Genomic DNA, 14961 nt, shown 5'->3' on the forward strand with positions numbered 1-14961 from the left:
GACTCCCATGACCAACCTCRATCTGCGCGTCGCCAGCCACGACCTCACGGCGCCCGTCGTCAACCGCTCCCAGGTGCTCGTGGTGGGCGGTGGCCCCGCCGGAGTGTCCGCCGCGGTCACGGCCGCCCGTTCCGGCGCCAGTGTCACTCTGCTGGAGCGCTACTCGTCGCTCGGAGGCCTGGCGTCCGGCGGCATGGTGCTGGTTCTCGACGACATGATCAACGGCCAGGACATCACGGTCACCGGAATCGTCTCCGAGTACGTGGAGCGGCTCCAGGCACTGGACCTCGCCGTCGTCCCGCCCAGGGAAGACCGCACGGCTTCCACCGAACTGTGGAACAAATGGGGCCGCTACGGAACCTTCGATTTCCACTCCCACACCAATCCCAAACCGATCTGCTACGCCGCCGCATTCGATCCCGACGGCTGGAAGCGCGTCTCCAACGACCTCGTCCGCGAGGCCGGCGTCAACCTCCGACTGCACACCTGGTTCTCGCGTCCCATCGTCGACGACGGCGTCGTCAAGGGTGTGGTGTGCGAGACCAAGTCCGGTCCCCAGGCGTTCCTGGCGGACGTGGTCATCGACACGACGGGCGACATCGACGTCGCATCCCGTGCCGGTGCCGCCCATATCAAGGACAGCTACATCACCACCCTCGTGTTCCGGTTGGGCGGCGTGGACACGGCCGCTGCCGAGCGCTTCGAACAGGAGAATCCCAAGGAGGCGCGGGCAATCAACCGCAAGATCAAGCGACTGCTCGGCGGCGCCTGGGAGCTGTGGTGGCTCAAGACACCGCTCGACGGCGTCGTCTGGTGCAACGCCCCGCACATGAGCGGTTTCGACGGCACCGACCCGGGCGACCTCACGGCCGCCGAGTTCGCAGCCCGCGACCGCATCACCGAGGCGGTGGAATACGTCAAGGAGCACCTCCCCGGGTTCGGCAACTGCTACGTCGTGGACGTCGCATCCCAGCTGGGCGTCCGCCAGACCCGCCTCCTCGAAGGCGAGTACGTCATGACCAAGGAAGACGTGACCACCCGGCGGCACTTCGCCGACTCCGTCGCCCGCGGACGCGACTACTACTACCCGTACCGCTCACTCCTCCCCAAGGAAGTGGAGCAGTTGCTCGTTGCCGGCAGGCACTACTCGGCGACCCCCGACGCCCAGAAGATGTCCCGCGAGATCCCGCCCTGCATGGCCATGGGCCAGGCGGTCGGTGTCGCGGCGGCCATCGCCGTCCGGGACGGCGTGACCGTCCGCGACGTGGCCGCCGTCGAAATCCAGGCAGGCATGCGCAACCACGGCGCGGATCCCGGCGACATCCCCTCCGCCAACGCCACCCTCGACCAGGAAGCGACGGTCCCGGCATGAGCACCACCACCGAAGAACTGAACGTCACCACCGCAGATCACCCGACGCGGACGGCGTTCGCCGATGTCCCGGCTCCGGCAGCCCCGAAGCTTCCGCTGACCGGCGTCAAGATCGTCGACTTCACCCAGGTCTACATGGGACCGAGCGCGACGCAGATGCTGGGCGACTACGGCGCGGACATCATCAAGGTCGAACGCCCCGGTGCCGGCGACATCGCCCGCAACTCGTTCCCGGACCCGGACGGACAGGACAACCCGATCTTCCTGGCCATCAACCGCAACAAGCGCAGCATCAGCGTGGACACGCGCACCGAGGACGGCCGGGCCGTGCTGCGCAAGGTCATGAGCGATGCGGACGTGGTGGTCAGCAACTTCCGGGCCGGCGTCATGGAACGCATGGGCTTCGGATACGAGAAGCTGAAGAAGGACAACCCCGGGATCATCTGGGCGTCCGGCACCGGTTTCGGCACCGAAGGTCCGTACTCCCACAAGGGCGGCCAGGACGCGATCGCGCAGGCCTACTCCGGCGTGATGTGGCGGCGTGAGTCGGACGACGCGCCGCCCGTCGTCTACCCGACCACCCTGTGCGACTACACCACCGGCATGCACCTGATGCAGGGGATCCTGCTGGCGCTGCGCGCCCGCGAGCAGTACGGCACCGGGCAGAAGGTGGAAGTGACCATGTACGACTCCATGCTGCACATGCAGATGCAGGAGGCGTGCATGCAGCTCAATCGCGGTTACGAGGTCAATTGGGGCGCAATGCCCTTCACTGGGGTCTTCCCCACCACGGACGGGGCCGTCTGCATGGTCGGCGGGTTCACGGCCGACCCGCTCCTGCACATTTCCCGCGCCCTCGGCCTGGACGAGGACCTCACGCTCCGACCGGAGTTCTCCACGAAGGAACTCCAATTCGACAACAAACCGGCACTGCAGGCGATCTTCCGGGAACACTTCGCGCAAAACACCACGGAGTACTGGACGGCGAGACTCGAGGAGGAGGGTCTGCTGAACGCCCCGGTGAACACCCTCGAGCAGACGCTGGCCGACGAGCAGACCCGCATCAACGGCATGATCGTGGAAGCCGACCACCCGACTGTCGGCACGGTGAAGATGCTGAACGCCCCCATCCGGCTCTCGGCGACCCCACCGTCCATCCGGCACAGCGCACCCCGTCTCGGCGAGCACAATGCCGAGGTGTTGCGGGAACACGGATTCGACGACGACGTGATCGCGCGTCTCGTCGCGCTGGGGGTCCTTGCATGACCGACAGCACGACCGAGAACGGTGACGACGTCATCCTCACCGTCGACGACGGTGTGGCCACCGTGACGATCAATCGTCCGCACGTGCTGAACGCCGTCGACGGTCCCACCACGGCACGCCTGAACGGCATCTGGGAACAGTTGGAGCGGGACAACAGCATTCGCGCGGTCGTCGTCACCGGCACCGGACCGAAGGCCTTCTGCACCGGGGCCGACATGACGGCCGCCGCGGTGGACAAGACCGGACTGGAGTACTGGGCCGAACTGGACGCCAACGGCTTCGGCGGACTGAGTCTGCGCACCACCCTCGATGTTCCGGTGATCGCCAAGGTGAACGGCTACGCACTGGGCGGCGGCATGGAAATCGTTCTGGGCGCGGACATCGTGGTGGCCGCCGACAACGCCCGGTTCGGTCTGACCGAGCCGCGGGTCGGGCGTCTGGCGCTCGACGGCGGCATCCATCAGCTGGTGCGCCGGGTTCCCTACACCCAGGCCATGGGCATGCTGCTGACTGGACGCAAGGCCGACGCCGCCGAGATGCAGGCGATGGGGCTCGTCAACGAGGTGGTCCCGGCCGAGGAGCTGGACGCCGCCGTGGATCGCTGGCTCGACCAGATCCGGGCGTGTTCGCCCACCTCACTGCGGGCCGTCAAGCAGATGGTCACGCGCACCGCCCATCTCACCGCCGCCGAGGCGCGGGGACTGCGGCTTCCGGCACTCATGGACGCCTTGGACAGCAAGGACTCCGCCGAAGGCGTGCTGGCGTTCCAGGAAAAGCGCGCGCCCGTGTGGTCCGGCGCGTAGCTCGAACGGAAAGGAAGAACCATGCGCGAATCATTGGAACACGGGGTGTGGGGCGTCGTCGCCACACCGTTCATCGGCAGCACCCAGGATGTCGACACCGACAGCCTCGCGAATCTGGTGGAGCACTACGAGAGGATCGGCGCCGTCGGTTTGACGGTGCTCGGGGTGTTCGGTGAAGCCGCGGCACTGTCCACGGAAGAACGAGCCCTTGTGCTCGAAACGGTCAGCGAGGCTTCCGATCTCCCGCTGGTGGTGGGTGTCACCGCCCTCACCACCCGCCCGGTCGTCGAGGAGATCCGTGCCGCCCGAGCCGCGGCGGGCGAGCGGATCCGGGCGTTCATGGTGCAGGCCAACTCGGCCGACGCCGACGTCGTCACCGACCATCTGCAAGCCGTGCACCGGGTGACCGGCGCCGCGATCGTGCTGCAGGACTACCCCGCGGCCAGCGGCGTGGCCATCGGCACCGCCGCGCTGGCCGCAGTCGTGCGGCGTTGCGAGTTCGTCGCGGCCGTCAAGGCGGAGTCACCACCGACGTCCGTGGCCGTCGCCGAACTCACCGCCGCCGTGAATGTCTCGGTCTTCGGCGGACTCGGCGGGCAGGGCCTGCTGGACGAACTGAAATCCGGCGCCGCAGGCGCCATGACCGGATTCTCCTATCCCGAAGCGCTGGTGGCCTGTGTCCGGGCCTGGCAGACGGGCGGATACGAGGCCGCACGCGAAGTCCTGCAACCGTTCCTGCCCCTCGTCAATTTCGAGCAGCAGGCGAGGATCGCTCTCGCCGTCCGCAAGGAGTTGTTGTTGCAGCGCGGACTGATCCGGGACTCGGCGGTGCGCGCCCCGGCCGCATCGTTCCCGGAGGTGCTCCGCGACAGTCTGACAACGCATCTGGCCGAGGCCTCACGGGCCATCGAGACGCTCACCGCCGGGAGGATCTGATGGATCTCGGAATCCGCGGCAAGACCGCGCTCGTCGCAGCGTCCACCGGCGGCCTCGGCCTCGCCGTCGCCCGGGCCCTCTCCGCCGAGGGCGCACGCGTGGCGATCACCGGACGGCGGCGCGAGCGTGCCGAGGAGATCGCGTCGTCGCTGGGCGGTGCCATCGCGATCGAGGCCGACCTGAGCACCCCGGAAGGCACCGCGACCGCCGTCGAGCGCACCGAGGCGGAACTGGGACCGGTTGACATCGTGGTGCTCAACGGGCCCGGGCCCAGACCGGGCGCGGCGGCGACCCTGGGCGCGGACGATCTCGCGGCGGCATTCGACATCTTGCTCCGCCCGCACCACGCACTCGTCTCGACCGTCCTACCCGGCATGCGGGAGCGTCGCTGGGGCCGGGTTCTGGCCATCGGCTCCTCCGGAGTTGCTGCGCCCCTGCCCAATCTGGCGATGTCCAACACCGGTCGCGCGGCCCTGGCGGGGTACCTCAAGACCCTCGCAGCCGAAGTCGCCCTCGACTGCGTCACCGTCAACCTGCTGCTGCCGGGCCGGATCGCCACCGACCGGGTGGCCGAGCTGGACGCGGCCGCCGCCAAGCGCCGAGGTGTCACCGTCACCGACATCGAAATCGAATCGCGCAAGACGATCCCGGCCCGCCGCTACGGCGACCCCGACGAATTCGGCGCCGCCGCCGCGTTCCTGTGCAGCGCCCCGGCGTCGTACATCACCGGCGTCGCACTCCGCTGCGACGGCGGCCTGATCCGCAGCCTCTAGGGCAGAACACAGCCCTCCACCTCCCGAGGAGACACGATGACCACGACCGTCACCGAGCCCACCGGCTCACACATCCGGAACGACGTCCCGACCGCGCAGCACCTCGTCAACGGCGAATGGCTGGGCGGCGCCGACACCGCGCGCTGGAACCCGGCCCGCCCGAACGAGCTCGCCGCCTACTCGCCGAGTGGTGGTACCGCCGAGGTGGACGCCGCAGTCACGGCCGCCGCCGCGGCGCAGCCGGCCTGGGCCGCGCTCCCCGCACCGGCCCGGGGCGCCATCCTCATCACGGCGGCACACCTGTTGCAGGAACGGGGTTCCGCGGTGGCCGCGGATCTCGTCCGTGAAGAAGGCAAGACCCTCGCCGAGGCCCGGGGCGAAGTCACGCGCGCCGTGGACGTACTGCGGTTCTTCGGGTCCCTCGGATGGGCGGCCACCGGCGAGGTGCTCCCCAGCGGGCTGCCCGGAACCAGCATCACCACCCGCCGCGAGCCCCTGGGCGTCTTCGGGCTCATCACGCCGTGGAACTTTCCCATCGCCATCCCGGCGTGGAAGACGGCACCCGCTCTGATCTCGGGCAACACCGTGGTGCTCAAGCCGGCCGAACTGACGCCCCTGTCGGCCACCCACCTCGCCCGCGCCCTGCACGACGCCGGTCTCCCCGCCGGGGTATTCAACGTGGTCCACGGCAAGGGACGGGTGGTCGGTGACGCCCTGGCCCGCGACCCCCGCGTCGCGGGGCTGTCCTTCACCGGCTCCACCACCGTCGGGTTGGGGCTGCAGGACATCCTGAACGCGCGCCGGGCCCGGGTACAGCTCGAGATGGGCGGCAAGAACGCGGTGCTGGTGCTCGACGACGCCCGGAACGCCGCACAGGTGGTGGCTGCGGGCGCGTTCGGGCTCACCGGGCAGGCCTGCACGGCGACGTCCCGCGTGTACGTCACCCCCGGGATCCGCGAAGCGTTCGTCGATGCGCTGGTCGAGGAGGCCGCGCGGTACGTTCCGGGTGACGGCTCGGCGGACACGACCCGGATGGGCGCGGTGGTCAGCCGCGCGCAGTTCGAGCAGGATCAGGCCGCGGTCCGCTCCGCCGTCGAACGCGGCGCCACACTGCGGCACGGCGACTACGCCGGCGACCCGTCCGCCGGGCTCTTCTTCCCGGCCACCGTGCTCACCGATCTCCCGCTCGACGATCCGGCGGTCACGGACGAGATCTTCGGGCCGGTCGTCGCCGTCCTGGAGGTCGCCGACTACGAGACCGGGCTCGCCGCCGTCAACGATTCCCGCTACGGACTCACCGCGGGCATCTGCACCGACAGCCTGGCGCGCTCGACGGACTTCGCCGCCCGGGCACAGGCCGGCGTCGTCAAGATCAACCGCCCGACGGCCGGGCTGGACCTGAACGTGCCGTTCGGCGGGGTGAAGGACTCGTCCACGAACACGTTCCGGGAGCAGGGTCGCAGCGCCGTGGACTTCTACACCTGGGGGAAGACCGTGTACACGGGCGTCTGATCGCAAGAGTGTGATCGTGTGTGTGGCGGAAACGGTGGCTGTGCTGTACAACTAAAACAGCGAGACCGGTTTGTGACATGAACCACACCTAAACGTTACTTTTACACACGGCAATATCGACATGAACGACAGTTCCGGGGGGAACGGATCCGCGCAGGCAGATCCCGTTTCGGGAACGGTAAGGACACCACATGCTGTTCCCGATGGCGCCGACCGACTCACTGTTTCTGCTCGGCGAGTCTCGCGAGCATCCGATGCACGTCGGCGGCCTGGCGGTGTTCACCCCACCCGACGGATCGTCCGCGTCCGACGTGCGAGCGATGTTCGATGCGGCGCTGATCGGCGATCAGGTGGCGGCGCCCTTCCGTAAGCGGGCCCGCCGTTCGGTGACGTCGCTCGGCCAGTGGGGCTGGGACACTCTTCCGCACGACGAGGTCGATCTGGAACACCACGTGCGCCGCGACGCCCTGCCCCAGCCGGGCGGAATGGCCGAACTGATGACCCTGGTGTCGCGGCTGCACGGCACCCTGCTCGACCGCAGCCGGCCGTTGTGGGAGATGCACCTGATCGAGGGCCTCGCCGACGGCCGCTACGCGATCTACACCAAGATCCACCACGCCCTCGCCGACGGCGCGTCCGCGATGAGGTTGCTCCGCGACAGCATGAGCGAGGACCCGCACCGCCGGAACATGCCCACSCCCTGGCAGCCCCGGACCCCGCTGGCGGCCGTGCCGGACGCGGGCACGGCCGTCACGACCGGTCCCGGCKCCGCGCTTCCSGCCATGGCGTGGGACGCGGCCCGCGCCGCGGCRGGCGAGGTGGCCGGACTGCTGCCCGCGGCGTTGGGCACCGTGGACCGCGCYCTGCACGGCAAGGGTSGTGCGTTGTCGCTCACCGCGCCGCACACCCTGTTCAACGTGCCGATCAGCGGGGCCCGTCACGTCGCCGCCCGRTCGTTCCCCATCGAACGGATCCGGCTGCTGGCCAAGCACGCCGACRCCACCATCAACGACATCGTGCTGACGATGTGCGCGGGCACSCTGCGGGCCTACCTGCACACCCGCGACGCGTTGCCSGACAACCCGCTGATCGCGATGGTCCCCGTGTCGCTGCGCGCGCCGGAGACCGGAACCGGTGACCGYACTCCCGGAGGCAACCGGGTGGGAGTGCTCATGTGCAACCTGGCCACCCACCTTCCCGACCCCGCGCACCGCCTCGAGACGGTGCGCAACTGCATGAACGAGGGCAAGGCCGCGCTGCAGGCGATGAGCCCCGCCCAGGTGCTCGCGATGAGCGCCCTCGGCGCCGCCCCGCTCGGAGTCGAGATGTTCCTCGGCCGACGGGGGCCGCTCCGTCCGCCGTTCAACCTCGTCATCTCCAACGTCGCCGGCCCCCGAACCCCGTTGTACTGGAACGGCGCCCGCCTCGAATCCCTCTACCCGCTCTCGATCCCCACCACCGGGCAGGCACTCAACATCACCTGCACCAGCAGCGACGACCAGATCGTCTTCGGCCTCACCGGCTGCCGCCGCACCGTCCCGGATCTGCACCCCATGCTCGACCACCTCGACGCCGAACTCGACCTGCTCGAGACCGCCGTCGGACTGTGACCTCCACGCCCACCCGCACAGAATCTCCCAAATCGAGACGAAGACAGGAACCGCCACGATGAACACCCCGACCACACCAGCCACCGCAACAAACACCGCCGTCCACGGCACCACACACGCCGCGGCGATCAGTACCGAGGAAATCAAGGCCCGGATCGAGGCCATGTTCGCCGACGACCGCCCCGATCAGCACCATCAGGCGCGCTGACACCCGCCCCCGACAGACCCGCGGGCCGTACCCGACACCAGTTCTCGTGGCTACGCGAGTGTGGGCGTCGCGGGCGGGGTGACCGAGATCGTCGAGACATCGATCAGCGAGGCGCCGACCTCAGTGCGCGGGACCCACCCCTTACTCGATGCCCTCGTCGACGCACCCTCCGAGGGTTCGTCTTACACCGTGGCGCCTCGTTCCGGCTGGCACACCACTTATCGCACAGACCGTGGGATGGCGCCCGCACTGCGCGTGAGCGGGTCTGCCGGCAGCGCCTCGGGTGCGGGCCGGCTCGGCGGGCTATGACATCGGGGCCACTTACCGGACCCGAGAGGCGCAATCTACGGTAGACTTCTATATAGAAGTGAGTCGAGGGTTCCTGCCCGGGCACCGAGGAGGGGAACATGGCACACACGACCGCGGGCTCGAGCTACGAGGCCGATCCGCAACCACAGCGCAGCGGCGTGAGCGACCACGAGTTCATCGCCCGGATGCGAGCCGAGCTGTACAAGAGGCCGAGCATGCGGCTGGTCGCCGACAGGGTCACCCACATCATGCTGGCCGGACGGATCGATCGAGACGACCCGATCCTCGAGCTCATCGAATCGGACGACATCCTCGACGAGAAGACAGTGCTCAGCGACGCCGTCGAACGCATCCTGTCGTTCCCGCACCTCTCCGCCAAAGAGGTCGCCGACACCTACGACAAGAACTGGGCCAATCCCAGCGATGCGCTGCGCAAGCTCAGCGCCAAAAGCGAAGTCATCGGGCTCAAGCGGGCCGGGAAGTTCCGGTATCCGCAATTCCAGTTCTCCCCGCCGGGCGAGGCGACTCAGGTAGTGCGGGAAACCAACGTGGCTCTCGGCGCCCGGGACGATCCGTGGGGTGTCGCGTCGTGGTGGCTCTCACCCAACCCGTCGGCCGAAGACCGCAAGTCCCCGGCCCAACTGCTCGGCGAAGGTGCCTACGACTCCGTGCGCGCGTTGCTACGAGCCGAGATCTCCGGCGACCCGAACCGGGGCGCCCTGACCCTGAATCCGACCCCGGCGGGAGCGGGAAGCGGACGGTTCGACTCCTCCGACGGGTCGTACCACTACAGCTATTTCGGGGAGGACGTCTCCACCTGCATCGCGGAGACCTACTGTCGGTCGTTGCCGTTGGATGATCACGTTCCCAGAATCCTGCGGAAGGCCAAGCTGGCCGGTCGGGTCCTGTCCCAGGTCACCGTCACAGACGATGTCCCGGTCGCACTCGTGCACGGCTCACATCTGGCGGCGATCGGCCAGGACACCTGGCTGACGAAATGCGGCCCCGTCGACTACCGGACCACCTGGGACTGGGCGGCAGCCATCCTGCACGCGACCGACGGGGTTCTCGGAATCAAATACCGGGCACGCAACGACGAGGACAGGTTCTCCGTCGTGATGGCAATCACGCCCAATGCCGGTGTGGGGCTGCCTGATCTGATGAGGATGTCCCGGGGCCCGATCGCGCTCGATGACCGAGCCGGGTTGGAGCTGGTCCGATCCCATCTCGCAAAGTACAACGCAACACTCATCTAAGCGTCTACGTCGATCTCATGCAGAGATTGCCATGGTTTCGTGTGGCGGTGGGCGGTGCGAGACCAACTCGAAACGGCTGATCGCCCGCCGTCCGGCCGAGCTGCGGCCGATCCTCCCCCACAGGACCGAAGTCGCACGGCGATACGGTGCTGGTCGCTCTGCCGCCCTTCCTACCCAGGCCTTCGTAGGGTCGGTGAATGACACTTTCGCGGCATGTCGGCGCGGGGGGGACGGATTCGGCCGTCATTCCCTCCCGAACCGTGCCCCACTCCACAGTTGTTTCGCGGGCTCGCCGCGGGATGTCACCCGGCTGACCGGTTTGTCCGACTCCAGTTCTATAGTTCGACATCCCGGCATATAGGACCGGTCGGTTTCTGTGGAGGGGTTCGTGACGCGAGCATGCCAACCGCTACGTGAGGCAATTCCCGCCCTGTCGTTCGAGCGACCGGTGACCCGCCGCTACGTGCACCGCCAGGCGGTCGCCGAGGTCTTCCTCACCGATTGCGTCGAGCTCCCTGAGCCGAACGGGTTCGCCGTCGCAGCGCAGTGGCCGCGACTGCACGGCTTCTACCGCGCCCGAGACGGCCTGTACGACCCGATGCTGCTGGGAGAAACACTGCGACAAGCGGCGATCTACCTCGCCCACAGCCGATACCGGGTGCCGCTGAACCGGCGATTCATCATGCAGGACCTGCACGTCCGCGCGCACCTCGACGCCTTGGAGGTCGGGGCGGCGGCCGCGGACGTGACCGCGACCGCCACACTGTCCGATCTGATGTTTGGCGGTGCGGTGCTGACGAGGTTCCGCATAGAGCTGCGGTTCTGGCTGGCGGGCAGGGAGATCGGATCGGCATCGGGTGTCGCCGCTGCACTCCCGCCGTCCGCCTACACGAGGGCACGGTGGGGCACCGCCGGCCCGCGTACCCCCGGCCCGGCGAGGTGCGGCACCGCCATTACGCCCGCCGTGGTGGGACACGTCGACGACCAGCACGTGGTCCTCGGCCGGCAGGCCGCGCCGGGCGAGTGGGAGTTGCGGGTCGACGTGACCCACCCGGTGCTGTTCGACCACCCACTCGATCATCTGCCCGGAATGCTGCTCCTGGAAGCGCTACGCCAGGGCGCGTTCGCGGCCCTCGAGGTTCCGGACGCCCACCTGGAATCGATCGACGCGGTGTTCCACCGATTCGCCGAACTCGATCAGCGTGCCACCGTCCGTGTCCGGGTCCTCGATGAGGATCCGCTGTCGGTGAGGGCGGTGATCAGGCAGGCCGGTGTCGACATCACCACGGGACACGTACGGCTTGCCCGCCGCTGAGCTGCTCAGCCTCGTGCCGCCACCTGCCCGATACCGACAACGGGTGCGCCGCCGCTGCGGGCCTGGCGGATCCGCTCGATGTCCGGCTGCCGGTCTGCGGGCATGATCCCGGGCAGCAGGAACGTCCACATGTCGTCGACCCGCTGTTCCAGGTCGGTGCGTTGCGTGAGCACCTGCGAGACCGTTTGGACACCGGTGAAGGCACCGATCACGAACCGGGCGAACCTCGGCGGATCGATGTCGGACTTGAGGTCGCCCTGAGCGATGGCGCACCGGACCAACTGCTCGCAGGCGTTGATCCAGTCCAGGTAGGGATCGGTGGGGCCCTGCTCGTCGGCGCTGAGTTCGAGGGTGATCCGGATGCCGGCGCGGACGATCGGGTCGTGCACGATCTGCCGGGCCATCTCATGGCAGAGCATCACAATCTGCTCGATCGCCGAAGCCTCTTCGCGGCCGATCGCCTCGACCGAGGCGATGGAGGTGGCATGCTGCTCGGCGACGATGTGCCGCGCCAACTCGTCTTTCGACCGAAAATGAAAGTACAGAGCGCCCTTCGTGAGGCCGGCGTTCTCGATGATCGTTCCGACGCTGGCTCCGACGTAGCCCTGCTTCTCGAACGTCTCCGCCGCTCCGAGCACGATCTGCGCTCTCGTCGCCACAGCCCTGGCCTGTTGAGACACTGAAACACCTTCCCTGCCCCCGTGAGCGAGAAAAAGACCAACGAATGGACCCACCCCGATTAGCTGGACGAACGCTACCAGTGCTCAGCGGGAGTCGCGGACCGGAACGACCCGAGACCATCGTGGTGGCCCGCACGTGTTCTCGCTTGTGCGGGCATCGTTTCCACGGAACGACTTCGAGGCGTGCGGCCATCTCAAAGAACGAGACCATTCGGACGGTATTGATGCTTATCGTCCTCTCGTCAGGGTCGGTCAGGTGACACGGGAACTCAGGGACCCAGCGGGCTGGGTGCAACAGCACTCGCGCACGGGGCGGGTAGAGCCGGAGCGCAGCGACCGGTGGTGCGGTGGTGATAACCGATCGCCTCCACCCGCCGGGCCAGAGCGACCGGGGCGTAGGCCCGCTCCCCGCCCATGCCGTAGGTGGCGACGTCGACCAGATACGCGGCGGCGGTCACCGGGTGCGACGGCAACGCCGTGCGCCCGTGCGCCGTGCACCACCGTTCGAACCGCCGCCACGCCGACGTGTACGTCAGTCCGCCGGCGGACGCCTCGGAACGGGACGCGGTTACCGCCCCGGCGATACGGGCGGACACCTCCTCCGACAACTGCCGGTGGCAGTGCCCACCCGTCTGCCGGGACCACATCCGATGCGGCGGAACACAATTCGGATCCGGCCTGACCATCGACACCGCAGCCGACGGACTCTCCTGCCACGGATTTGCGTTGCACTGACACCTGTCTACGGCTGCTCCTTCACCAACCCGAGCACTGCCGGGCCCACCATCATCGACGATGCGAATGCGGCGCCTCCCGGCAGGACGACGTGGGCCGGAGTCAGCCCAATCAGGACAGTCGCAATTCCGGTTCCCATCGCGAAGACGATCGCAATAGCGACTACCAAAACCGGCGCCCACAACAGTGGGAAGCGTTGCGGGTTCGCAGTATTGGCCAGCGTTTTCCTAGTAGTGAGGACATTTGACCCAGACCAGGCCGAAGGCAATCGGGCGGGAGTGCTCAGGTGCAACCTGGCCACCCACCTCCCCGACCCCGCGCACCGCCTCGAGACCGTCCACAACTGCCACGAGGGCAGAGCCGCCCTCCAGGCGATGAGTCCCGCCCAGGTGCTCGCGATGAGCGCCCTCGGGTCGCCCGCTCGGACGGGCGATGCGGTGTCAGTGGGCGTCGTGGAAGGCTTGGACGATGTCGGCGCGGATCCGGCCCCGCGAGGGCATCTCGTAGCCGTGTTCTCTCGCCCACTCGCGGATCTTCTTGACCTCGCCCGTCCTCGGAGTCGATCCGCTCGGGTCCGTTACCCGATTCGAGCGGTGCTTCCTGCCTCCGACCCTCCGGGAATGAGCAATGTAGTAGTCGAGGGCGTCGCGGAACTCCTTGGCGTGCTCGCCCTTCAGGTCGATCTCGTACTCGACGCCATCAACCGCGTAGTGGATGCTCTCCCCCGCGTCGCCGAACACGGTCCCGTCGATATCGTCCACCAACTCCACCACAGCCCTACGCGCCACGGATTCCACTCCCACCGTCATCGATACGAACGAAACAACAGTACTCGCGCCAGACAACCCATCACTGCTAGCTACGCTAGCTACGATTGCATCGCACCAAAACGCCAGCGACGAATCTCGTCGTCGCACAGCACCCTGCCCTCGTGTGCGAGCCGGCGCCGCCGGAGTCCTTTAAGAATCCACATCAGCGGCGCCAACCGGCGTTTCACCAGACGATCCCAACCCTCGCCACTTTCGTCACTGTGATGCAATTCGAGCGCCGGTCGCCGTGCCACCCCTCCGATCGCCCCCGCCCGAAGACCGAACATGAAGCCGCAGAAGCACTCTCGACCCGCATGTCAGCGGCATCATCGGCATCCGACGGGCCGAATACACGGAGGGCTGCCGCAACCTCCTGTGTCCACCTCTGCCTGTGCACACCGCCACTCCCCCGTGCAGGGGTTCCGCCGGGGTAGTGTGGCCCAGCCCCATCCAAGGCGCTCGGGCATCCGACCAGCAGACGAATCGGACGACCCGGCACCGTCAGCAGTCGCCGCCGCGTTCGGGCCCGGGGACCGCGGGAAAGCTCAGCGGTTTCGCGAAGGGAAACGCAACCGTCGTCTGCTTCGGCGGCACGGCACCGTTCCTTCTTCACCGGCACCGTGGCGATGAAGTAACCCAGCTCGGTCCGGTCCCCGGGGACACGGTCTCGGGCTGGTTCGTCCACCGGCCGGGGCCGGTCTACCCGGCGGATCCTGGCGTGCTCGGGTCGGCGGTGAGGTCGTCGGTGTCGGCGAAGACCAGGCGCCCGTCGTCGAGGGCGACAGCCCACCGGTGCACCGACGCCCAGGCGTGCCCGCGCTCCTCGGTGTCGGTCAGCTCGGCGTAATCCTCGACGATCCGACCGGTCTGCGCCGACTCAGCCGGCCGGCGCACCAGCACCCGCGCGCCCGCACCGAATGGACCGGGTTCGGGTCTCGGACTGTGATCCTTCTTCTCGGGCATCGGTCTGCGCCTTCCCCTCGGCTACCCGCCCGGATCATAAGCACCTCGCCGACGAAACCTCATGCAAGGCGCTACCAAGGGGCTGAGCGATCGACAACGATCCGGGCTCCTGTGCTTGCGCCCCGGCCAACGGCGGTTCCCATGGCTCGCTCGGCGGGTTGCCGGAGCATCCCGCGGCCGCGGCAGGTTGCCGACGAGCACCAACTCACCGCCCTCCCCGGACTCGGCCGCACCGTCCGCGGCACCCTGAACCTGATCCACGACCCGCACCAGCACGGCATCGGAATCCGATTCCGCCCAAAGCTCTCCGGGCGCGATCCCCTCAATGCTGCCGGTCGGTTCTCGCTGTCGCAGAGGAGAATGGTCTCACCCTCGAGGAGTCGGATCAGAGCCTCGGACACGTCGTCCGAGGCTC

The 14961-nt window shown here is 68.1% G+C and carries 15 protein-coding genes and 1 pseudogene; 11 read left to right on the top strand and 5 right to left on the bottom strand.

From position 1 onward, the window contains the following. The first annotated feature begins 7 nt into the window (after positions 1-7). The 10 genes from AC1DWT_RS18955 to AC1DWT_RS19000 all read left to right on the top strand — a co-directional run bounded on the left by AC1DWT_RS18955 (position 8) and on the right by AC1DWT_RS19000 (position 11359). On the top strand, positions 8-1372 hold the full coding sequence (locus tag AC1DWT_RS18955; protein WP_477921739.1) for an FAD-dependent oxidoreductase: 1365 nt from the start codon (positions 8-10) through the stop codon (positions 1370-1372). Continuing rightward, on the top strand, positions 1369-2637 hold the full coding sequence (locus AC1DWT_RS18960) for a CaiB/BaiF CoA transferase family protein (protein ID WP_477921741.1): 1269 nt from the start codon (positions 1369-1371) through the stop codon (positions 2635-2637). Before AC1DWT_RS18955 ends, AC1DWT_RS18960 begins: the two co-directional genes overlap by 4 nt. Next, the gene (locus AC1DWT_RS18965; protein ID WP_477921744.1) at positions 2634-3440 is read left to right on the top strand and encodes an enoyl-CoA hydratase-related protein; all 807 of its coding nucleotides are present in this window, start codon (positions 2634-2636) and stop codon (positions 3438-3440) included. The genes AC1DWT_RS18960 and AC1DWT_RS18965 overlap by 4 nt, the downstream gene beginning before the upstream one ends. A 21-nt stretch (positions 3441-3461) precedes the next feature. Beyond that, positions 3462-4376 (top strand): dihydrodipicolinate synthase family protein, encoded by a 915-nt coding sequence (locus tag AC1DWT_RS18970; protein ID WP_477921746.1) that lies wholly within the window; start codon positions 3462-3464, stop codon positions 4374-4376. Further along, positions 4376-5149, top strand: coding sequence for an SDR family oxidoreductase (locus AC1DWT_RS18975; RefSeq protein ID WP_477921747.1), 774 nt, complete (start codon positions 4376-4378; stop codon positions 5147-5149). The genes AC1DWT_RS18970 and AC1DWT_RS18975 overlap by 1 nt, the downstream gene beginning before the upstream one ends. A 36-nt stretch (positions 5150-5185) precedes the next feature. Continuing rightward, positions 5186-6661, top strand: coding sequence for an aldehyde dehydrogenase family protein (locus AC1DWT_RS18980; protein ID WP_095861845.1), 1476 nt, complete (start codon positions 5186-5188; stop codon positions 6659-6661). A gap of 191 nt (positions 6662-6852) precedes the next feature. Beyond that, a complete protein-coding gene (locus AC1DWT_RS18985) occupies positions 6853-8271 on the top strand; it encodes a WS/DGAT/MGAT family O-acyltransferase (RefSeq protein WP_477921750.1) in 1419 nt (472 codons plus the stop codon). A gap of 58 nt (positions 8272-8329) precedes the next feature. Further along, complete coding sequence (locus AC1DWT_RS18990) at positions 8330-8479, top strand: hypothetical protein (RefSeq protein ID WP_477921752.1); 150 nt, start codon at positions 8330-8332, stop codon at positions 8477-8479. 407 nt (positions 8480-8886) lie between these two features. Continuing rightward, positions 8887-10044 (top strand): RES family NAD+ phosphorylase, encoded by a 1158-nt coding sequence (locus AC1DWT_RS18995; protein WP_477921754.1) that lies wholly within the window; start codon positions 8887-8889, stop codon positions 10042-10044. A gap of 388 nt (positions 10045-10432) precedes the next feature. Next, a complete protein-coding gene (locus tag AC1DWT_RS19000; protein ID WP_477921756.1) occupies positions 10433-11359 on the top strand; it encodes a ScbA/BarX family gamma-butyrolactone biosynthesis protein in 927 nt (308 codons plus the stop codon). Positions 11360-11364: 5 nt separating this feature from the next. Here AC1DWT_RS19000 and AC1DWT_RS19005 read toward each other — a convergent pair whose 3' ends face one another. The 3 genes from AC1DWT_RS19005 to AC1DWT_RS19015 form a co-directional block, all read right to left on the bottom strand. Beyond that, positions 11365-12039, bottom strand: coding sequence for a ScbR family autoregulator-binding transcription factor (locus tag AC1DWT_RS19005; protein ID WP_477921758.1), 675 nt, complete (start codon positions 12037-12039; stop codon positions 11365-11367). A 269-nt stretch (positions 12040-12308) separates the two neighbouring features. Next, positions 12309-12635: a hypothetical protein gene (locus tag AC1DWT_RS19010; protein ID WP_477921760.1), complete on the bottom strand. Its 327-nt coding sequence runs from the start codon at positions 12633-12635 to the stop codon at positions 12309-12311. Positions 12636-12781: 146 nt separating this feature from the next. Beyond that, on the bottom strand, positions 12782-12913 hold the full coding sequence (locus tag AC1DWT_RS19015; RefSeq protein ID WP_477921762.1) for a hypothetical protein: 132 nt from the start codon (positions 12911-12913) through the stop codon (positions 12782-12784). Between the two features lie 118 nt (positions 12914-13031). Between AC1DWT_RS19015 and AC1DWT_RS19020 the strand changes: the two are divergent. Further along, positions 13032-13190, top strand: a pseudogene (locus tag AC1DWT_RS19020) (WS/DGAT domain-containing protein); the annotation flags it as partial. A gap of 24 nt (positions 13191-13214) precedes the next feature. On the opposite strand, the gene AC1DWT_RS19025 reads toward AC1DWT_RS19020, so the two are convergent. Continuing rightward, entirely contained in the window at positions 13215-13562 is a 348-nt protein-coding gene (locus AC1DWT_RS19025; RefSeq protein WP_477921817.1) for a histone-like nucleoid-structuring protein Lsr2, read from the bottom strand. A gap of 720 nt (positions 13563-14282) precedes the next feature. Then, positions 14283-14546, bottom strand: a complete 264-nt coding sequence (locus tag AC1DWT_RS19030; protein WP_477921764.1) for a hypothetical protein — start codon at positions 14544-14546, stop codon at positions 14283-14285. Between the last annotated feature and the right edge of the window lie 415 nt (positions 14547-14961).

The sequence above is a fragment of the Rhodococcus sp. P4_B6 genome (assembly GCF_056402215.1).